This window comes from Streptococcus sp. A11 (assembly GCF_043674225.1).
GTDB lineage: Bacteria > Bacillota > Bacilli > Lactobacillales > Streptococcaceae > Streptococcus > Streptococcus suis_V.
On the sequence record NZ_JBIMJS010000005.1, the window covers coordinates 41423 to 60337 of the forward strand.

General features: G+C 44.4%; 23 protein-coding genes and 1 pseudogene. All 24 read left to right on the plus strand.

The genetic code is table 11. The features are described 5' to 3' along the window. The first annotated feature begins 49 nt into the window (after positions 1-49). The 24 genes and pseudogenes from ACHBIF_RS04305 to ACHBIF_RS04420 all read left to right on the plus strand — a co-directional run bounded on the left by ACHBIF_RS04305 (position 50) and on the right by ACHBIF_RS04420 (position 18906). Positions 50-208: a hypothetical protein gene (locus ACHBIF_RS04305; RefSeq protein ID WP_172009310.1), complete on the plus strand. Its 159-nt coding sequence runs from the start codon at positions 50-52 to the stop codon at positions 206-208. A 430-nt stretch (positions 209-638) separates the two neighbouring features. After that, positions 639-878, plus strand: a complete 240-nt coding sequence (locus ACHBIF_RS04310; RefSeq protein ID WP_105123187.1) for a GlsB/YeaQ/YmgE family stress response membrane protein — start codon at positions 639-641, stop codon at positions 876-878. Between the two features lie 21 nt (positions 879-899). Next, positions 900-1475 carry an alkaline shock response membrane anchor protein AmaP gene (gene amaP, locus ACHBIF_RS04315; RefSeq protein WP_105160625.1) on the plus strand — a complete coding sequence of 192 codons (576 nt, stop codon included), beginning with the start codon at positions 900-902 and terminating at the stop codon, positions 1473-1475. Between the two features lie 8 nt (positions 1476-1483). Continuing rightward, a complete protein-coding gene (locus ACHBIF_RS04320; RefSeq protein WP_105123189.1) occupies positions 1484-1675 on the plus strand; it encodes a DUF2273 domain-containing protein in 192 nt (63 codons plus the stop codon). 34 nt (positions 1676-1709) lie between these two features. After that, positions 1710-2207 (plus strand): Asp23/Gls24 family envelope stress response protein, encoded by a 498-nt coding sequence (locus tag ACHBIF_RS04325; RefSeq protein WP_105137761.1) that lies wholly within the window; start codon positions 1710-1712, stop codon positions 2205-2207. A gap of 24 nt (positions 2208-2231) precedes the next feature. Beyond that, positions 2232-2423 (plus strand): CsbD family protein, encoded by a 192-nt coding sequence (locus ACHBIF_RS04330; RefSeq protein ID WP_105101041.1) that lies wholly within the window; start codon positions 2232-2234, stop codon positions 2421-2423. A 29-nt stretch (positions 2424-2452) separates the two neighbouring features. Then, positions 2453-2977, plus strand: coding sequence for an Asp23/Gls24 family envelope stress response protein (locus ACHBIF_RS04335; RefSeq protein WP_105110349.1), 525 nt, complete (start codon positions 2453-2455; stop codon positions 2975-2977). Between the two features lie 137 nt (positions 2978-3114). Then, positions 3115-3741, plus strand: coding sequence for a TrkA C-terminal domain-containing protein (locus ACHBIF_RS04340; protein WP_105110348.1), 627 nt, complete (start codon positions 3115-3117; stop codon positions 3739-3741). Between the two features lie 16 nt (positions 3742-3757). Next, on the plus strand, positions 3758-4459 hold the full coding sequence (locus ACHBIF_RS04345) for an HAD family hydrolase (protein WP_172079600.1): 702 nt from the start codon (positions 3758-3760) through the stop codon (positions 4457-4459). A gap of 198 nt (positions 4460-4657) precedes the next feature. Then, entirely contained in the window at positions 4658-6166 is a 1509-nt protein-coding gene (locus ACHBIF_RS04350; protein WP_394718918.1) for a PTS transporter subunit EIIC, read from the plus strand. A 198-nt stretch (positions 6167-6364) separates the two neighbouring features. Continuing rightward, positions 6365-7066 (plus strand): N-acetylmannosamine-6-phosphate 2-epimerase, encoded by a 702-nt coding sequence (locus ACHBIF_RS04355; RefSeq protein WP_105123191.1) that lies wholly within the window; start codon positions 6365-6367, stop codon positions 7064-7066. 54 nt (positions 7067-7120) lie between these two features. Beyond that, complete coding sequence (locus ACHBIF_RS04360) at positions 7121-8434, plus strand: ABC transporter substrate-binding protein (RefSeq protein WP_105160630.1); 1314 nt, start codon at positions 7121-7123, stop codon at positions 8432-8434. A gap of 94 nt (positions 8435-8528) precedes the next feature. Further along, the gene (locus tag ACHBIF_RS04365) at positions 8529-9416 is read left to right on the plus strand and encodes a carbohydrate ABC transporter permease (protein ID WP_161943016.1); all 888 of its coding nucleotides are present in this window, start codon (positions 8529-8531) and stop codon (positions 9414-9416) included. A gap of 13 nt (positions 9417-9429) precedes the next feature. Next, on the plus strand, positions 9430-10260 hold the full coding sequence (locus ACHBIF_RS04370; RefSeq protein ID WP_105110344.1) for a carbohydrate ABC transporter permease: 831 nt from the start codon (positions 9430-9432) through the stop codon (positions 10258-10260). A gap of 287 nt (positions 10261-10547) precedes the next feature. Beyond that, entirely contained in the window at positions 10548-10997 is a 450-nt protein-coding gene (locus ACHBIF_RS04375) for a YhcH/YjgK/YiaL family protein (protein ID WP_125265687.1), read from the plus strand. Positions 10998-11006: 9 nt separating this feature from the next. Continuing rightward, entirely contained in the window at positions 11007-11633 is a 627-nt protein-coding gene (locus tag ACHBIF_RS04380) for a DUF624 domain-containing protein (RefSeq protein WP_257104222.1), read from the plus strand. A gap of 43 nt (positions 11634-11676) precedes the next feature. After that, a complete protein-coding gene (locus ACHBIF_RS04385) occupies positions 11677-12597 on the plus strand; it encodes a dihydrodipicolinate synthase family protein (protein ID WP_394718922.1) in 921 nt (306 codons plus the stop codon). 12 nt (positions 12598-12609) lie between these two features. Continuing rightward, complete coding sequence (locus ACHBIF_RS04390) at positions 12610-13506, plus strand: ROK family protein (RefSeq protein WP_394718924.1); 897 nt, start codon at positions 12610-12612, stop codon at positions 13504-13506. 4 nt (positions 13507-13510) lie between these two features. Further along, entirely contained in the window at positions 13511-14479 is a 969-nt protein-coding gene (locus ACHBIF_RS04395; RefSeq protein WP_394718926.1) for an acetylxylan esterase, read from the plus strand. A gap of 116 nt (positions 14480-14595) precedes the next feature. Beyond that, positions 14596-15531 (plus strand): manganese-dependent inorganic pyrophosphatase, encoded by a 936-nt coding sequence (locus ACHBIF_RS04400; protein ID WP_394718928.1) that lies wholly within the window; start codon positions 14596-14598, stop codon positions 15529-15531. Between the two features lie 88 nt (positions 15532-15619). Further along, positions 15620-16084 (plus strand): annotated as a pseudogene (locus ACHBIF_RS04405) (phage tail protein). A gap of 151 nt (positions 16085-16235) precedes the next feature. Further along, positions 16236-17189 (plus strand): ABC transporter permease, encoded by a 954-nt coding sequence (locus tag ACHBIF_RS04410; RefSeq protein WP_394718930.1) that lies wholly within the window; start codon positions 16236-16238, stop codon positions 17187-17189. Further along, positions 17186-18154 carry an iron chelate uptake ABC transporter family permease subunit gene (locus ACHBIF_RS04415; protein WP_394718932.1) on the plus strand — a complete coding sequence of 323 codons (969 nt, stop codon included), beginning with the start codon at positions 17186-17188 and terminating at the stop codon, positions 18152-18154. The genes ACHBIF_RS04410 and ACHBIF_RS04415 overlap by 4 nt, the downstream gene beginning before the upstream one ends. Beyond that, positions 18154-18906, plus strand: coding sequence for an ABC transporter ATP-binding protein (locus tag ACHBIF_RS04420; protein ID WP_394719004.1), 753 nt, complete (start codon positions 18154-18156; stop codon positions 18904-18906). The genes ACHBIF_RS04415 and ACHBIF_RS04420 overlap by 1 nt, the downstream gene beginning before the upstream one ends. The last annotated feature ends 9 nt before the right edge of the window (positions 18907-18915 follow it).

Below are 18915 nucleotides of genomic sequence, written 5' to 3' on the forward strand. Positions count from 1 at the left end.
GATTTTTCAAGAGTAAAGATAGATAATGATAGAACAAGGAGGTCTCACTATGAAATTTGATTTGAAGAATATCTATATCCGCATCGCTTTGGCCTTGTTCTATGTCCTAGTGGCCAGCCTTGGCAAGTATCTGCTCCATATGGAGGTCAAATGGTGGATTTCGGTCGGAATTGTGCTCCCCTTTGTGCTCTTTTATGAGAAGAAGTAGCTTAAGTTTTCTCATTTGAGTAAGTCGTTGGATATTCAACGGCTTTTTCTTTTGTTCAGAAAAAAGTGACAACTTATAAATTAAAAAAGCTAGTCAATGCGGTTTCTTTTGAAGTGAAAACCGAAAAAACGTGTTATTTTTTCCTCTTATTCTCCTCATTATCTGACATTTTAGGTTAGAAACTGGCTCCTTCTGAAAAGAAATATCAAAAAAATAGCACCTAAAAATCGCATAAAATAGGCATTTTTAAGAATATCACCAACTTATTTTGAAAAAATAAGAAAAAAGACTTGCCAAGTCTCCAAATTGATGATATACTGACGACATAAAGATAAATAAAAGTTGTCACTTATAAAGTGACATTGCTATTATTCATCTTTATAACCCAAAAATCGATTTTTACTATTTTTTATCTAAAAGGAGAATTTATATGATTTGGTCACTTATTGTTGGTGGATTTATTGGAGCTATCGCTGGTGCGATTACGAAAAAGGGTGGTTCAATGGGTTGGATCGCGAACATTATCGCTGGTCTAGTCGGATCATCTATTGGTCAAAGTTTGTTTGGTCACGGCGGTCCGAGTCTTGCAGGTATGGCCTTGTTCCCATCTATCCTTGGTGCAGTTATCGTTGTAGCAGTTGTATCCTTCTTCTTTGGCCGTAAGGGTTAATGAAACTAGAAAGAGGCCTCAATGTCTAAAGTAAAAAAAATACTGACTGCTAGCCTCTTATTGCTGGTCTTGCTCTTCCTCTTGCTGACTTCTTTGAAGTTTGCAGGAGGGGGCCATCTCCCAGCGGAGCTAGTAGCATGGATTCCTCAATGGCCTGTCCATCAGGTTGTCGCTCCCTTTCTCAATCCCCTTGCATTTTGGGGCTTGATAGGACTGGCAATTCTGACTGCGGTCCTGCTCCTGGTAGTCCTTTTCTACCCTAAGCGCTATGCAGAGATTAACCTCATCCAGGAAAATGGTGGCAGTCTTCTAATGAAAAAATCTGCTCTCGAGTCCTATGTAGCGATCCTAGCAGAAGAATCTGGCTATATGAAATCTGCAAGTGCAACAGTTATTCCCTATAAGAAGCGTCTTAAAGTCAAGCTTGCGGGTGATCTTGCTAAAGCTGGCTCCCTTGGTGAGCAGACTAGTCTTTTGGAGAAAAGCATTCAACATGGTTTGCGTCAATTCTTTGGAATGGAGCAGCCAATCAACTTTACTGTTCTTGTCAAAGATGTTGCAAGCAGTAAACAGTCGCGTCCTTCTCGCGTAGAATAGAGGTGTACATGAAATCAGTCAATAAATGGACTCTTCCTCTAGTGGGAGGTGCCGTCGGTCTTGTATTATCTATCTTATTTCTGAGTCTTGGATTTTTCAAAACTCTCTTAGTCTTAGTTTTGGTTGCAATCGGAGTAGGTGTAGGCTTCGGCCTCCAGGAGACAGGTCTCTTGGAAAACTATTTCAATAAGCGCTATTAAGTTTAAATAGAATTTTATATTTTCGGAGGTCATTATGACAGAACAAAATACACAGGTAATCAATGGTGAATTGACCTATGCGGACAAGGTCATTGAAAAAATTGTTGGCTTAGCTTTGGAATCAGTAGACGGCTTATTGGCTGTGGATGGCGGATTTTTAGCTAACTTGAAGGATAAATTGGTCAACACTGAAAATGTCCGTTCAGGTGTGAATGTAGAAGTTGGGAAAAAACAGGTTGCAGTCGATTTGTCGATTGTAGCTGAATACCAAAAACATTTGCCGACTATCTACAAGGCTATCCAGACAGTTGTTGAGTCAGAAGTCAAGCGTATGACGGACTTGGAAGTTGTTGAAATCAACGTTGAAGTATCTGACATCAAGACGCGGGCTCAATTTGAAGCTGATTCTGTTAGCTTGCAGGACCGTGTTTCAGATGCAACCCAATCAGTAGCAGATTTTACAGGTAGTCAGGTCAAGAAAACTTCAAGAGGTATTGAAGAATTGACTGCTAAAGAACCCCGTGTCATTTAAGAAATAAAAGAAAGAGGAAATCCTATGTCGGAAGAAAAAGTAAATGCAAAAGCAGAAGAACTTGTTGGTGGTGCTAAAAACCTTGTCGGTAAGGCAACGGGCAACAAGGAAGTAGAAGCAGAAGGTAAGGTAGAGCAATTGGCTGGTAAGGCTAAGGCTGCTATTGCTGACGCTAAAGATGCCGTTAAAGGCGCTGTTGAAGGTTTGAAAAAATAAGTTTTATCTATAGAAAGAGAGATTAGGAAATGAAAGAAACGAAGAATACACAAGTTGAAGCTGTAAAAGGTACTGTAGAATACGCAGACCAAGTGATTGAAAAAATGATTGGCTATGCCTTGAAAACTGTTCCAGGTCTTTTGTCAGTCAGCGGTGGTTTCTTGACGGATTTCAAGAACAAGCTGGTCAATAGTGACAATGTGAGAGAAGGCATCAACGTCGAAGTTGGTACTAAACAAGTTGCAACAGACCTGAAGATTGTGGTAGAATATGGTAAAGATATTCCAGCTATCGTTGAACAAATGAAAGCTGTCATCAGCAAAGAAGTTGCGGCTATGACTCACTTGCAAGTAGTAGAAGTGAACGTAGAAGTTGTAGATGTACAAACGCGTGAAGAGTTTGAAGCGGCATCTGTTACCTTGCAAGATCGTGTAACTGAAGCAGGTCAAGCTACAGGTCAGGCTATCGCTTCTCAAGCAAACAAGGCTGGTGAATTTGTCTCAGAAAAAACAGGACAAGTGAAGGAACAAATCCAATCATCTCGCGTAGAGTAGACTCAGTCTAATCAGTTCATCAATTAAATAGGGTTCAGGGCATGATTCTTGCCTAGGACCAATTAAAGGAGTGAGTTTCGGGATCATGGAAGGTGATACGGTACCGCTCCTTTTGTCTATGGAAAGAAGGAAGATTTATGCCAAATCGAAAAATTGTAAAGGCGTCCAAGTACCAGCAGATAGCGGTCGGAGTGGCGCAACGGATTGTCTCAGGTGAATATGAAGTAGGTGAGCGAATCAAGTCTCGTTCGACCCTGGCTAGTATGTTTGGGGTCTCGCCGGAGACCACTCGTAAGGCCTTAAATATTCTGGCCGACCTCCATATCGTGTCGGTCAAGCATGGTAGTGGGGCCATCGTCCTGTCCAAGGAAAAGGCCCACGATTTCATTGATAATTTTGAAATGACCAGCTCCCTAAATTCGCAAAAAGACCGGATTTTGGAAAAGATGGACCAGCAGGAAAATATGCTCAAGGAATTGCGTGGCTTGGTTTCTGTCTACTTGGATCAGACCAAGCGCGTGCAAAAGAAATACCCTTTGGAGCCCTACGGTTTAAAGTTGACAGCTGACTGTGAGTTGCTGGGCAAGCAGTTGGTGGATGCACGTATCTGGCACCACACAGGAGCCATCATTGTCGGTATTGAGCGCAATGAAGAGCTCTTGATTTCTCCTAGTCCCTACCAAACTTTGGAGAAAAATGACCTGGTGTATTTTGTCGGAGAAGAGCAGAGCTATCTGCGGATGAAAAATCTCTTCGGTTTATAAGAGGTAAGTAATGACAATAAAGGCACTTGTATTTGACTTAGACGATACCTTATATGACCAGATTCAGCCCTTTGAACGGGCCTTGAAACGACATTTGTCGGTGCCTGAGGAGCAATTGGTTCACCTGTATCTGGCCTTTCGCCACTATGCGGATCAGGTTTTTGAAGCAGCTGCGACTGGCAAGATCAGCCTCAAGGACAGTCATGTTTATCGGATGAAGGCGGCCTTAGCTGATTTTGGTTACCAGGTGTCCGATGGGCTGGCCTTGACCATTCAAATCGACTATGACTATTATCAAGGGCAATTGGAACTCAGTCCGATTTATCCAGCTATTTTTGAGGCTTGCAAGCAGCGGGATATCACTCTTGGCATCATTACCAACGGTCCCCATCGGCATCAATTGCGGAAAATCCGAACCTTGGGCCTACAAGATTGGATAGAGCAGGAGAAGATGGTTATCTCGGGGCAGGTTGGGATGACCAAGCCCAATCCAGCTATTTTCAAACTGATGGAAGAGCGCCTGGGAATGGCGGGTCAAGAAATCTGTTATGTCGGTGATTCATTTGAAAATGATATCATCGGTGCCAAATCAGCTGGCTGGCAGGCCATCTGGTTCAACCACAGAAAACGGCAGCAGCCGGAGACAAGTGTGGAACCGGATAAGGTTGTGACCGAATGGCTTGACTTAGAAACAGCTATTATAGAGATGGGAAACTAGCTTAGGCTGGTTTTTTATTTTGGAGCTAATCGAAAGTAATTTCACAATTTATAAAATTTATCTATAATCTTAAAACTACTTTCTAAACAAGTTCAGATGGTTGAAATTCCTAAAAACTATGCTTATAATGTTTTTGTAAACGTTAACATTTTATGAAAGAGCGATGATGTCGCTCCATGCTTTAGAAAGGAGTTTCTGATGAACTTCAAGAAGTTTTCTCAGTTGGGGCAGGCTTTCATGCTGCCCATATCTATCTTACCGGTTGCTGGTTTGCTCCTTGGTATTGGGGGTGCCTTGTCCAACAGCAATGCGGTTTCTCAATTTCCTGTATTAGACCAGGCTTGGTTACAGGCAACTTTCACCATTATGAGTACAGCTGGTAGTGCTGTATTTGCAAATCTTGCCCTTATTTTTGCGGTCGGAGTGGCAGTTGGTCTGGCAGATGCCGACAAGGGAACAGCTGGTTTATCAGCGGCGGTGTCCTATTTGGTGTATACAGCTACGATTAGTGGTTTTCTACAGTTATTTGCAGAAGAAGGTGCTAGTATTGACACAGGAGTGGTTGGTGCTTTGGCTATTGGTATCACAGTAGCAAATCTCCACAATAAATATAGGAAAATTGAGTTACCAGCCTTCCTAGGTTTCTTTGGTGGTTCGCGCTTTATTCCAATAGTGTCATCTTTTGTAGCCATTGCCTTTGGTGGGATTTTTTATTTGATTTGGCCACCGATTCAGGGGCTTTTGGTGACATTCGGTGAAACAATATCAGAAATGGGAAGTCTAGGAACCTTCCTTTATGGATTTGGCTTACGGTTAACCGGAGCTTTTGGTTTACACCATACTATCTATCCGATGTTCTGGTATACTTCACTGGGTGGAAGTGAAGTAGTTGCCGGTGAAACGATTCAAGGTGCTCAGAATATTTTCTTTGCTCAATTGGCTGATCCCAACCATACTGGATTATTTACATACGGGACTCGTTTCTTTGCTGGACGCTTTGCGACTATGATTTTTGGTTTGCCAGCTTCTTGTTTGGCGATGTATCATGCCATTCCAAAGGAAAATCGTAAAAAAGTTGGCAGTTTCTATTCAAGTAGTGCCCTTACGTCCTTGTTGACAGGTATTACAGAACCAATTGAATTCTCCTTCCTATTTGTTGCTCCATGGTTGTACGTCGTCCATGCTTTCCTAGATGGTGTCTCCTTCTTGGTAGCTGACTTGCTACAAATTCGTATCGGGAATTCCTTCTCTGGTGGTTTGATTGACTATCTTATCTTTGGTGTTTTCCAAGGCAATGACAAAACCAACTGGCTCTTGGTGCTTCCAGTCGGTTTGGTCTGGGCAGCTATGTATTATGTTGTTTTCAAATTCCTAGTGACCAAGTTCCATGTCCTTGTACCTGGTATGGAAACGGGTGATAGCTCTGCAAATTCTGAAAAGGTATTGAAAAACGGCTCAACCCTCTATGATAGTGCCATTTCAATCATTGATGCCTTGGGTGGCGAAACCAATATTGAACACGTGACAGCCTGTGCGACTCGCCTCAGAGTATCCTTGAAGGACAGTCAAATGGTTGACAAGGATGTCCTGAAAGCGATTGGAGCTACAGCTGTACTCGATGTGAAAGATGGAATTCAAGCCATCTATGGCGGACGGGCTATTCTCTATAGCCAAGAAATCAATCAGATTTTGGGCAGAGAAGAATAGCAAGGACAATCGACCAGCTTCGGCTGGTTTTTTCTTTTTGAAATTTTCTGACTTCTAAAAGTAGTTTTAGGAATATGTTAGATTTTACAATTTTTGAAACTGAAACCTATTATATGGCAATATATTGAATTATTGTATCCGAGACGTTATAATAACAATGTAAGCGCTAACTCGGATCCGTCATTGAAAGGAGAATTCATGGCTAAATTGAGTAAGGAGGCCTTGATTGAACAAATAAAACCAGGAATCATCATTTCTTGCCAAGCCCTACCAGGTGAGCCTCTGTATAGGGAAGAAGGCGGGATAATGCCCCTCATGGTTAAGGCAGCCCAGGAAGCAGGAGCTGTTGGTATTCGGGCCAACAGTGTTCGAGATATTAAAGAAATTAAAGAAGTGACCAACCTACCTATTATCGGTATTATCAAGCGGGATTACCCACCACAGGAGCCTTTTATCACAGCGACCATGAAGGAGGTCGATGAGCTGGCAGCCCTGGACATTGAGGTCATTGCACTAGATTGTACCAAGCGGGAGCGGTACGACGGTTTGACTATCGTCGAGTTTATCAAGCAAATCAAGGAAAAATACCCAGACCAGCTCTTCATGGCAGATGTTTCCACCTATGAAGAAGGTCTGACAGCCTACGAGGCAGGTATTGACTTTGTCGGTACAACCCTTTCAGGCTATACCTCTTATAGCCGTCAGGGAGAAGGACCGGACATCGAACTTGTGGACCGTTTGGTCAAGGCCGGTATCGATGTCATTGCTGAAGGGAAAATCCACTATCCAGACCAGGTCAAGACCATTCACGACCTTGGTGTAGCAGGAATTGTGGTCGGCGGGGCCATTACCCGTCCAAAAGAAATCGCAGAGCGTTTTATCAAGGCTTTGCAGGCTTAAATTGTCATCAAACTCCCCACAGGGGAAAATTAAAAAAATAAAAGGAGTAGAATGATGAAAAAAATCATGCATTCATTGTTAGCAGGTGCAGCTATTTTGTCACTTGCAGCTTGTGCCAATAAGGCAAGTGACACTACCGCATCATCTGCAGCAGAGTCAGGCAGCTCTGACAAGACAGAAATCACTTGGTGGGCCTTCCCAGTCTTCACGCAAGAAAAAACAGAAGATGGTGTGGGTACCTATGAGCAAAAAATTATTGCTGCTTTTGAGGAAGCAAACCCGGATATCGATGTGAAATTGGAAACCATCGACTTCACATCTGGACCTGAAAAAATCACAACAGCTATTGAAGCGGGCACTGCGCCAGATGTGCTCTTTGACGCACCAGGTCGTATCATTACCTACGGGAAAAATGGTAAATTGGCTGATTTGAACGACCTCTTTACAGATGATTTTGTTAAGGATGTCAACAACGATAACATCATCCAAGCGTCTAAAGCTGGTGATACAGCCTACATGTATCCAATCAGCTCTGCTCCATTCTACATGGCCTTTAACAAAGCGATGTTGAAAGATGCTGGTGTTCTTGATCTTGTCAAAGATGGCTGGACAACAGATGACTTTGAAAAAGTCATCAAGGCTTTGAAAGACAAAGGCTACAACCCAGGTTCCCTCTTCTCGAATGGTCAAGGTGGTGACCAAGGTACTCGTGCCTTCCTTGCGAACCTTTACAGCGGAAGCATCACAGACCCTGAAGTAACCAAGTACACAACTGACTCAGAACAAATGATTAAAGCCCTTGATAAGGCAGCTGGCTGGATCAAAGATGGCTACATGATGAACGGTTCTCAATATGCTGGTGGTGACGATATCCAAAACTTTGCAAATGGTCAAACATCTTACACCATCCTTTGGGCACCATCTCAAAATGGTATCCAACAACAATTGTTGGAAGCATCAGGCGTAGAAGTGCTTGAAGTTCTCTTCCCATCAGAAGATGGTAAACCAGACCTTGAATACCTTGTAAACGGCTTTGCAGTCTTCAACAATGGCGACGAAGCGCGTGTAGCAGCATCTAAGAAATTCCTTCAATTCATCGCAGATGATGCTGAGTGGGGACCTAAGAACGTTGTTCGTACAGGTGCCTTCCCAGTTCGTACATCCTTTGGAGCACTCTATGATGATGAACGCATGGCAATGATTGACGAGTGGACTCAATACTACTCTCCATACTACAACACCATTGACGGTTTTGCTGAAATGAGAACACTTTGGTTCCCAATGTTGCAAGCAGTATCAAATGGCGAACAAGACGCGGAAACAGCTTTGAAAGACTTCACTGAAAAAGCGAACGCAACCATTAAATAATATTTGAAAGTTGGCTCCTTTTCTAATCCCATTTCTATCGAGGTCTAGAAAGGGAGCTCTTGCTTTCTAATTTGAAAGAATTGAGGTGTTTGCATTGCAAATCAACAAAATACGAATGCGGGAAACCATTGTTTCTTACACGTTCTTGGCCCCAGTTTTGGTATTCTTTACCGTCTTTGTCTTGGCACCTATGGTCATGGGATTTGTGACTAGTTTCTTCAACTACACCATGACGGACTTTACCTTTGTCGGCTTAGATAACTATGTGCGGATGTTCAACGATCCTATCTTCATCAAATCCTTGATTAACACCTTGGTTATCGTTGTGGGATCAGTGCCAGTCGTGATTTTTTTCTCGCTCTTTGTAGCGGCCAATACCTACCAGAAAAATGTCATCGCTCGTTCCTTCTATCGAGCAGTCTTCTTCCTACCGGTGGTTACTGGTTCGGTAGCCGTAACGGTTGTCTGGAAATGGATTTACGATCCTCTGTCGGGTATTCTTAACTTTGTTTTGAAATCAGGTGGTATTATTGAACAAAATATCTCTTGGCTTGGGGACAAACAGTGGGCCCTCTGGGCAATTGTCATTATTCTCCTGACTACATCTGTCGGTCAGCCCATTATCCTCTATATCGCTGCTCTGGGAAATATTGATAATTCCTTGGTAGAAGCAGCACGGGTAGACGGTGCCAATGAAACCCAGGTTTTCTGGCAAATCAAGTGGCCTAGCCTCTTGCCTACAACCCTTTACATTACAGTTATTACAACCATTAACTCCTTCCAGATTTTCGCGCTTATCCAGCTCTTGACATCTGGTGGACCAAACTATTCAACATCGACCCTCATGTACTATCTCTACGAAAAAGCCTTCAAGCTTTCTGAGTATGGCTATGCCAATACCATGGGTGTCTTCCTTGCAGTCTTGATTGCTATCATTTCCTTTATCCAATTCAAGGTTCTTGGAAATGATGTGGAATATTAGAAAGGAGGTCAAGATGAAAAAGAAAACCATTACCCCATTTTCAATCCTATCTTCAGTGATTTTGTTGACCTTGACTGTCCTCTTTATCTTTCCTTTCTACTGGATTATGACAGGGGCCTTCAAGTCTCAACCCCATACCATTGTCATTCCGCCCCAGTGGTGGCCAACTGAGCCAACCCTGGAAAACTTTGTCAAGTTGACTGTGCAAAACCCAGCCCTGCAATGGTTGTGGAACTCAGTCTTTATTTCCTTAGCTACCATGATTTTGGTCTGTGCGACCTCATCCTTGGCAGGCTATGTTCTGGCCAAGAAACGCTTCTACGGTCAGAAAATTCTTTTCTCTATCTTCATCGCGGCCATGGCCCTGCCTAAGCAGGTAGTCTTGGTGCCGCTGGTACGGATTGTCAATTTCATGGGTATCCACGATACGCTGGCAGCGGTTATTTTGCCACTGGTTGGCTGGCCATTCGGTGTCTTCCTCATGAAGCAATTCTCAGAAAATATCCCGACCGAGCTTTTGGAATCAGCTAAGATTGACGGTTGTGGCGAGCTATCTACCTTTTGGAATGTGGCCTTCCCAATCGTAAAACCTGGCTTTGCGGCCCTGGCAATCTTTACCTTTATCAATTCTTGGAACGACTACTTCATGCAATTGGTTATGTTGACATCTCGTCAGAACCTGACCATTTCCCTGGGGGTTGCGACCATGCAGGCCGAGATGGCGACCAACTACGGTCTCATCATGGCGGGTGCTGCCATGGCGGCCGTACCGATCGTAACCGTCTTCCTTGTCTTCCAGAAATCATTTACACAGGGGATTACCATGGGTGCTGTGAAAGGCTGATGCTCGACGAAAATGGCTTTGTCTCGTCGTTATGTCGTCTCGGTAAACTTTAGTTTAACCCTCGACTTCCTTGCCTAGATACCAATTCAGCTAGGCTAAAAGAAATTTACATTGCCAAATCCCGTTGGGTTGGTTGTTCAGTCTTCGTGGGAAATAGTACGAGACTTGGTCGATTTGGTTTGATGAGTGAAAACCTCCACCGTAGCTTTCCACTCACCAAGGCTCTTGACAACGGATGATTTTGATTTTCACAGAGTATTAAAGCAAATATAGATTAGAGGTTGTATATGATTTACGATCTGATTGAAAATATTGCAACATATAAGGGGCTGGATCCGCATCTGGATCTGGCCATCGATAGTATTTTGAGTGGTGACTTCAAGACACAAGATCCTGGCAGGTACGAGTTGGCTGGGGACAAGGTTTTCTGCTTTGTTCAGGACAATCAGCTGGCGGAGCCAGGGCAGCGTTTTGAATACCATAGAAATTATGCAGATCTGCATTTTCTTCTAGCTGGTCAAGAAATGATTTCCTACGGATATGACGGTCTGGAGGACTTAGAACCTTATCAAGCCCAGTCAGATGTTGGCTTTGTGACGGCATCCAGTCAGCTTGATTTGACCATCAATGACCAGTATTTTGCCTTTTTCCTGCCAGGAGAGTCTCATTTGCCCAACCAAAAAGCGGGTGAAGGAGAACAGGTCCGCAAACTTGTGTACAAAATTTTGATAGAATAGGAGATTTCCATGAAAAAGACAGGTGGTCAGTTATTACAATCTTTATTCGATGTCAATCACCCATTTTGGCAATCGGTGGAAAAGGTCTTCACCATTTTCCTTCTGAATATTTGCTTTGTGGTGACCAGTTTGCCTGTCTTGACCTTTGGAATTGCCCGCCTAGCTCTCTTTGCCAGTTTGGACATCCTTAGAAAGGAAGGAAAAGTAGCTGTTCTTGCGACCTATCCTGTCATGGTGAAGCGGTATTGGAAACAGGGCTTGACCTTGGGTCTGCTGGAAGGTCTCTTGGTGGGAGTCTGCATCCTGAACTTATTCTTGACTTCGGGTGTGACCTCGCTGCCCATACAAATTCTGCGCCTGGTCTGCTTTGCGACTCTTATCTTTAGTCAGTTGATGATTCCCTACCTCTATCAAGTGGCCAGTCAAGTAGAATTGCCCTTGGTTCAGCTGGGCCTGACTGCCCTGATGCAGTCGGCTCGAAACCTTTGGTTGACCTTGGCTATTGTCGTGGTACTTCTGGTCCTAGTCTTTGTAGCTTTCTTCAATGGTCTGACCTTTTTGGTCGTCCTCTCATTGCTGGCTACTTTCGGCTACGCGGGCCTGGTCTATCTCTTCCTTCTTTACTATAAATCCTGAAATCTTGAAATCCTGAAAAACTGATAAATTTGAAAGGAATCTTATGTCTCATTTAGAAAAATACAAAGGAATTATCCCTGCCTTTTATGCCTGTTACGGGCCAGATGGGGAAATTGATTCGCAACGTGTCAAAGAACTGACCCGCTATTTTATTGAAAAAGGAGTAAAAGGACTGTATGTCAATGGTTCTTCTGGTGAATGCATTTATCAGAGTGTGGCGGATCGTAAGTTAGTCCTTGAAGCAGTTATGGAAGAGGCGCGTGGTAAATTGACCATTATCAACCATGTGGCCTGCAACAATCTCAAGGACAGTCAAGAATTGGCCCGTCACTCTGAAGAATTGGGTGTTGATGCCATTGCGGCTATTCCACCGATTTATTTCCGCCTGCCAGAGTACGGCATCGCTGACTACTGGAACGGGATCAGCAGTGCCGCACCAAATACGGACTTCATGATTTACAACATTCCGCAGTTAGCTGGTGTGGCTTTGACGCCAAGCCTCTACAAGGAAATGCTGAAGAATCCTCGTGTCATCGGGGTGAAAAATTCATCCATGCCAGTGCAGGACATTGACACCTTTATCAACATTGCTGGTCCAGACTATATTGTCTTCAATGGTCCAGATGAGCAATTCTTGGGCGGTCGTCTCATGGGAGCTGGCGGTGGTATCGGTGGTACCTATGGTTCTATGCCGGAACTCTTCCTGGCCCTAGATGACTTGATTGCCAAGAAAGAACTGGAAAAAGCCCGTGAACTCCAGGCTGAAATCAACCGAATTATTACGAAACTCTGCTCCGGTCACGGTCACATGTACGCTGTCATCAAGGAAGTTCTCCGCATCAATGAAGGCCTGGACATAGGATCAGTTCGGGAACCATTGTCCTCTCTTAAAGATACAGATTTGGCCATTGCCAAGGAGGCGGCGGCCATGATTACTCAAGCTAAGATAACGTTTATCAGCTAATGGAGGTGACTTATGACACGCTATTTAGCAGTAGATATAGGTGGTACCCAGATCAAATACGGACTGGTTAATCAGGATGGGAAACTTCTGGAGCAGTATAAAATGGATACCCAGGCTCACCTGGGAGGGCCACATATTCTTGCGACAGTTAAGGATTTGGTAAGAAAATACAAGGACAATTCTGATATTTCAGGTGTAGCTATTTCTTCAGCAGGAATGGTCGACCATGTTAAAGGTGAAATCTTCTACTCTGGACCGCAAATTCCTAACTACGCCGGAACAAAATTCAAGGCTGAAATTGAGGCTGAATTTGGATTGCCCTGTGAAATAGAAAATGATGTCAACTGTGCAGGTCTAGCAGAAGGAATTTCGGGTTCGGGTCAAGACAATCAAATTTGCCTTTGCCTGACGATTGGCACAGGTATTGGTGGCTGTCTTCTTATCGACAAGGAAATCTACCACGGATCCAGTAATGCAGCCTGTGAAGTAGGCTATCTCCCCTTGTCTGACGGGGCCTTTCAAGATATTGCTTCAACGACAGCTCTAGTTCAGCATGTGGCAGACCTGCATGGGGATAATCCATCCGAATGGGATGGTTATCGGATTTTTCAAGAAGCCCAAAATGGCAACAGCAAGTGTCAAGTGGCTATTCATCAACTAGTGGACAATCTTGGTAAGGGCATTGCAACCATTACTTATGTAGTCAATCCGGAGATTGTCATCCTAGGTGGTGGAATAATGGGGCAGAAAGAATATCTGGAACCCATGATTCAAGAAGCAATAAAACGTCATTTATTACCAAGCTTGGTTGAAAAAACAAGGATTGCATTTGCTAAACATGAAAATGCAGCTGGCATGCTAGGGGCCTTCTATCATTTTGCCCAAAAACAGGGCTTGAAAGTTGGGTGAGTCTATGATTGATACCATGTCCCTGGAGGCTATGCGTACCTATCGTGGTCGTCATGAGCTTCCAGAAGATTTTGATAGTTTTTGGCAGCAGCAACTAGCTGCATTGCCAGAACTGCCAGATTATGATTTGCTTGAAAAGCCAGCTGGTTTGCCTGGTGTGATTTGCTATGAACTCTATTTTACAGGTACCAACGGCTCACGGGTCTTTGCCAAAACTATTTTTCCGGAAGCTGAACAGCCTGTGCCTGTTCTCTTCTATTTCCACGGCTACCAAGGCCAATCACCTGACTGGGCTGAATTGCTCAAGTTTACGGCAGCTGGCTACGGTGTTGTGGCCATGGACGTGCGTGGTCAGGCCGGTTGTTCCCAGGATTTGGGCCAATTTAAGGGCCTGACAGTCAAGGGGCAGGTCATTCGTGGCATGTTGCAGGGACCAGACCATCTTTTCTACAAGGATGTTTACCTGGATGTCTACCAGCTGATTAAGCTAGTGGCTGGCTTTGACTTTGTGGATGAGCACCAGCTGATGAGTTATGGGGCCTCCCAAGGCGGGGCCCTGGCTCTGGTAGCGGCCAGCCTCTATTCAGACCTATCAAAATGCCTGTCTATTTATCCTTTCCTATCGGACTTCAAGCGAGTCTTGGAATTGGGTAATAACAGCGAGGCCTATGATGAGCTCTTCCGTTATTTCAAATACTCGGATCCCTTCCATGAGACGGAGGAGCAGGTATTGCAGACCCTGTCCTACATTGACATTAAAAACTTGGCTCATTTGGTAAAATGCCCTGTGGCCATGGTGACTGGTCTAGAGGACGGAGTTTGTCCACCTTCGACCCAGTTTGCGGCCTATAACCGCCTGGAAGTTGAAAAAGAAATGAAAATCCTTCCAGACTATGGGCACGATGCCCTCAACGTCAAGGTTAATGACTATGCCTTTGATTACTTGGTGGGGACACGATTTTTAGGTGATTAATTTTTCGATACAATGAATGCAGAAACTAGGTCGTGAAAAGCCTGGTTTCTTTTGTTTTCAAGAGTCATCTTTTATGGTAAAATGTAGGAGATTATTAGAAAAATGAGGTTGTAGACATGTCTAAATTTTTAGTTTTTGGTCACCAAAATCCTGATACAGATGCCATTGCATCATCATATGGCTGGGCTCACTTGGAGCGTGAAGTGTTTGGTCGTGATGCGGAAGCAGTTGCACTTGGAACGCCAAATGAAGAAACAGCTTTTGCCCTTGACTATTTTGGTGTTACTGCACCGCGCGTGGTTGAATCTGCAAAAGCAGAAGGCGTTAGCCAAGTCATCTTGACAGACCACAATGAATTCCAACAATCAATCGCAGACATCAAGGATGTGGAAGTAGCTGCTGTTATTGACCACCACCGTGTCGCAAACTTTGAAACGGCAAATCCATTGTACATGCGTTTGGAACCGGTTGGTTCAGCATCTTCAATCGTTTATCGTGCCTTCAAAGAAAATGGTGTGACGCCTCCAAAAGAAGTGGCTGGACTTCTCCTATCAGGTTTGATTTCAGATACCCTTTTGCTTAAATCGCCAACCACTCATGCAACAGATTCACAAGTAGCAGCTGAATTGGCGGAAGTTGCTGGTGTAAACTTGGAAGAATACGGCTTGGCACTCTTGAAAGCAGGTACCAATCTTGCTAGCAAGTCAGCAGAAGAATTGATCGACATCGACGCAAAAACCTTTGGTTTGAATGGCAATGATGTGCGTGTAGCCCAAGTCAATACAGTGGACATTGCGGAAGTCTTGGAACGTCAAGCAGAAATTGAAGCAGCTATGACAGCAGCATCAACAGCAAATGGCTACTCTGACTTTGTTTTGATGATTACCGACATTGTGAACTCAAACTCCGAAATCCTTGCCCTCGGTAGCAACATGGACAAGGTGGAAGCAGCCTTCAACTTCAAGTTGGAAAACAACCATGCCTTCCTTGCGGGTGCCGTTTCCCGTAAGAAACAAGTGGTACCACAATTGACAGAAGCGTTTAACGCCTAATGAATTTTTTCTACCGACCTCGAACCTGAAGTTGGTAGAGAAGCCTTACCTAGCACCTTCGGGTGCTTTCTTTATTGAAAGGAAAATCATGGCTTATACAGTAAATTTTAAAGAAGTCGAAACGACAGGCTTGGAAACTAGTCCAGTCGCAGAAGTCTTGGCCGGTCTGCGTGCCAACGAAGCTCGCTATTTCTGGAACAAATACAAGCAGGAGTTCGTGGTCTATAGCCCAGAGGAGAAGCCTGAAATCCTGCCCTTCATAGAGCAGGTCTTGGCAGAGCGGGACATGAACTTTCCATACACCCCGCTTAACGTAGCCCAGCTTGAGGTAGATGGCGTTCTCTAGTCTTTTGTCTTTTATGACAATGGCCTGGCTGTCAATGTCCTCTATACGCTAGAAGAAGGAGGCAAACGAGCGGTCGGTTTCAAATTGTCGGACGGGATTGACATTCCCAAAGAATTTGAAGGAAAATTCAAGTTTGCCCGCCAACGCTCCAAACTAGCTGGGGAAATCCGTGGGACTTACTTTAATGTTAAGGGTGAATATTTATAAGTTAGAATCTCAAGCAGTTGATTTTGCTTGGGATTTTTTTATGCTGTTGAGACTGATTCTATTTTAAATTAGAATTATCTGACAATTATAATCAAAGATTGACATTTACCTGCTTTTCTGTTAAGCTTGTACTATTGAAAAATGAGGTATCATGAAAAATAAAATTCTCCTAGCTGGTCTGACGGCTAGTTTAATCATTCTTTCTTTATCCATTGGCAGTCATGTCGGCTTTTCCTGGCTTGGGCTTTTTCAGGGACAGGATACGTCTAAGACCCTCTTTTGGGAATCGCGACTTCCCAGAACTCTTGCCATTATCTTAGCCAGTGGGGCTATTTCCTTGTCGGGCTTACTCATGCAAACCGTGTCACAAAATCCCTACGCAGCCCCCTCGACAACAGGGACGACAGAGGCAGCCCAGCTGGGTATTCTCTTGTCTTTATTTGCCTTTCCCAAGGCCACTCTCTTTCAAAAAATGAGTTTTGCCTTTCTTGCTGCCCTGCTCTTTACAACGGTTTTCATCCAAGTTATCCGGCGCTTGCAGTTCAAGGAAAAGTGGGTTCTGCCCTTGGTAGGGCTGATTTACAGTGGTATTATCGGCTCTTTTGCCCAGATGATTGCCTTTCGGTTTAACCTCATTCAGTCCATGACCGCATGGAGTCAGGGTTCTTTTTCCATGATTCAGCGCAATCAGTACGAATGGCTCTTCTTGTTGGTTTTCGTTTTGATTGCCATTTGGTACTATTCGGATGCCTTTTCGGTCATGGCTCTGGGTGAGGATGCCAGTCGGAATTTGGGTTTGCCTTACCAAGCCTATGAGACCTTGGCTCTAGCCTTGGTGTCTCTGACCTCGGCTGTGACCATGATTACGGTCGGCGCTCTGCCATTTCTGGGCGTTATCATTCCCAATCTGGTTCGGCAGTACGCAGGCGATTATTTCAAGAAAGTCAAAGGCTTGGTGGTCATCTGGGGCATCCTCTTGGTCTTGGTCTGTGACATCTTGGCACGTTTGGTCATCTGGCCTTACGAGGTCTCAGTTTCTTTGATTTTGGGAGTGGTCGGCACCCTAGCCTTTCTCCTCATTATCTGGCAAGGAGCGCGTGCATGAACCGTATCAAACGCTCAACCTTGCTTCTGATTGGCATTTTGTCGGCCATCGCTGTTTTGGGGACGCTATTTTATCTCCTGCCAGATGGTAGCCTGCCCAATTCTTACATCCTGAACCTACGCTTGAAAAAATTGCTGGTCTATCTGGTGGTGGCTGTCATTGCTAGTTTTTCCACCTTCAGCTTTCAGGCGGTGACGGGCAATCGATTCCTGACCCCGTCTGTGCTGGGACTGGAAAGTTTCTACGTCCTTATGCAGTCTCTTTTCCTATTTTTCTTTTGGAAATGGTCGCAGGGATTGGCACCAAATTCCCTGACCGAATTTTTCATGGTGCTATGCTTGCAGGCTGGATTTTTCTTGCTCTTGCAACCAGCTATCAAGGCACTTTTGAATAAGGGAATTGGTCTTATTCTTCTCATTTGCATGACCTTGGGAACCTTTTTCCGTAGTACATCCACCTTTCTACAAGTCTTGATGGAGCCCAATGAATATGACAAACTGCAGTCCAAACTCTTTGCCTCCTTGCAGAATGTCAATGAAGGCGTCCTACTTGTGGTAGTGGGATTGGCCATTCTGATTTGTGGTTTGCTCTACCGCAAGGGCAAGGTACTGGATACCTTTTATCTGGGAAAAGACAATGCTCGGCTCTTGGGCGTGGACGTGGAAAAGGAGCAGCAACAGCTTCTCTGGTTGGTTGCTCTGTTAGTTTCAGCCTCCACAGCCTTGGTCGGTCCCTTGTCTTTCTTGGGCTTCATTCTGGCTAATCTCACCTATCAGCTGGTCAATGATTTTCGTCATCGAACCCTCTTTTTAGTTGGCTCTCTGCTCGGCTTTGTTAGCCTTTTACTGGCTCAAACCTTGGTCGAAAGAGTCTTTAACTTCAATATCAGCATTCGGACGGTCATTGAATTGATCGGTGGTATTTTCTTCTTTTATCTCTTGTACAAGGAGCGTAATAAGCTATGATTAAAATGGAAAATATTTCCAAGAAATATGGGACCAATCCAATCTTAGACGAAATTGGTCTTAACATCGAAAAAGCTAAGTTTACCGCCTTTATCGGACCAAATGGCGCAGGCAAATCAACGCTTTTATCGCTGATTAGCCGACTTTTGCCCAAGGAGCAGGGGCTGCTCTATATCAAGGGGCAGGAAATCGAAAGTTGGGACTCGGTTGAATTAGCCAAGGAATTATCCATGCTCAAGCAAAAGGTGGATTATCAAGTCAAATTAACGGTCGAGGAGCTAATTTCCTTCGGTCGCTATCCCTACAGCAAGGGGCGCTTGACAGCTGTCGACTATGAGCATATCAATCAGGCTATTTCCTATATGGAATTGGAGAATTTCCGCCATCGTCCTATTGACCAGTTATCGGGGGGGCAGTTGCAGCGGGTCAACATTGCCATGATTTTGGCTCAGGATACGGAGATTATCCTCTTGGACGAGCCGCTCAATAATCTGGACATCAAGCAAGGGATTTTGATGATGAAAACCCTCCGTCGTCTGGTGGATGACCTGTACAAGACGGTGGTGGTTGTCATTCACGACATCAATGTGGCTAGCCAATTTGTCGACCAGATGGTCGCCTTTAAAGACGGCAAGGTCTATTCCCAGGGGCAACCCCATGAGGTCATGACGGAGCCTATCCTCAGCTCCCTTTATGATATGGAGCTGACCATCGCCGATATTGACGGCAAGAAAATTTGTCTCTATAAATAGAAAGGAAAA

Excerpts from the sequence above, each read along its gene's own strand:
- ACHBIF_RS04305 (WP_172009310.1), top strand. The coding sequence starts at position 50 with ATGAAATTTGATTTGAAGAATATCTATATCCGCATCGCTTTGGCCTTG.
- ACHBIF_RS04310 (WP_105123187.1), top strand. The coding sequence starts at position 639 with ATGATTTGGTCACTTATTGTTGGTGGATTTATTGGAGCTATCGCTGGT.
- amaP (WP_105160625.1), top strand. The coding sequence starts at position 900 with ATGTCTAAAGTAAAAAAAATACTGACTGCTAGCCTCTTATTGCTGGTC.
- ACHBIF_RS04320 (WP_105123189.1), top strand. The coding sequence starts at position 1,484 with ATGAAATCAGTCAATAAATGGACTCTTCCTCTAGTGGGAGGTGCCGTC.
- ACHBIF_RS04325 (WP_105137761.1), top strand. The coding sequence starts at position 1,710 with ATGACAGAACAAAATACACAGGTAATCAATGGTGAATTGACCTATGCG.
- ACHBIF_RS04330 (WP_105101041.1), top strand. The coding sequence starts at position 2,232 with ATGTCGGAAGAAAAAGTAAATGCAAAAGCAGAAGAACTTGTTGGTGGT.
- ACHBIF_RS04335 (WP_105110349.1), top strand. The coding sequence starts at position 2,453 with ATGAAAGAAACGAAGAATACACAAGTTGAAGCTGTAAAAGGTACTGTA.
- ACHBIF_RS04340 (WP_105110348.1), top strand. The coding sequence starts at position 3,115 with ATGCCAAATCGAAAAATTGTAAAGGCGTCCAAGTACCAGCAGATAGCG.
- ACHBIF_RS04350 (WP_394718918.1), top strand. The coding sequence starts at position 4,658 with ATGAACTTCAAGAAGTTTTCTCAGTTGGGGCAGGCTTTCATGCTGCCC.
- ACHBIF_RS04355 (WP_105123191.1), top strand. The coding sequence starts at position 6,365 with ATGGCTAAATTGAGTAAGGAGGCCTTGATTGAACAAATAAAACCAGGA.
- ACHBIF_RS04360 (WP_105160630.1), top strand. The coding sequence starts at position 7,121 with ATGAAAAAAATCATGCATTCATTGTTAGCAGGTGCAGCTATTTTGTCA.
- ACHBIF_RS04370 (WP_105110344.1), top strand. The coding sequence starts at position 9,430 with ATGAAAAAGAAAACCATTACCCCATTTTCAATCCTATCTTCAGTGATT.
- ACHBIF_RS04375 (WP_125265687.1), top strand. The coding sequence starts at position 10,548 with ATGATTTACGATCTGATTGAAAATATTGCAACATATAAGGGGCTGGAT.
- ACHBIF_RS04380 (WP_257104222.1), top strand. The coding sequence starts at position 11,007 with ATGAAAAAGACAGGTGGTCAGTTATTACAATCTTTATTCGATGTCAAT.
- ACHBIF_RS04385 (WP_394718922.1), top strand. The coding sequence starts at position 11,677 with ATGTCTCATTTAGAAAAATACAAAGGAATTATCCCTGCCTTTTATGCC.
- ACHBIF_RS04390 (WP_394718924.1), top strand. The coding sequence starts at position 12,610 with ATGACACGCTATTTAGCAGTAGATATAGGTGGTACCCAGATCAAATAC.
- ACHBIF_RS04395 (WP_394718926.1), top strand. The coding sequence starts at position 13,511 with ATGATTGATACCATGTCCCTGGAGGCTATGCGTACCTATCGTGGTCGT.
- ACHBIF_RS04400 (WP_394718928.1), top strand. The coding sequence starts at position 14,596 with ATGTCTAAATTTTTAGTTTTTGGTCACCAAAATCCTGATACAGATGCC.
- ACHBIF_RS04410 (WP_394718930.1), top strand. The coding sequence starts at position 16,236 with ATGAAAAATAAAATTCTCCTAGCTGGTCTGACGGCTAGTTTAATCATT.
- ACHBIF_RS04415 (WP_394718932.1), top strand. The coding sequence starts at position 17,186 with ATGAACCGTATCAAACGCTCAACCTTGCTTCTGATTGGCATTTTGTCG.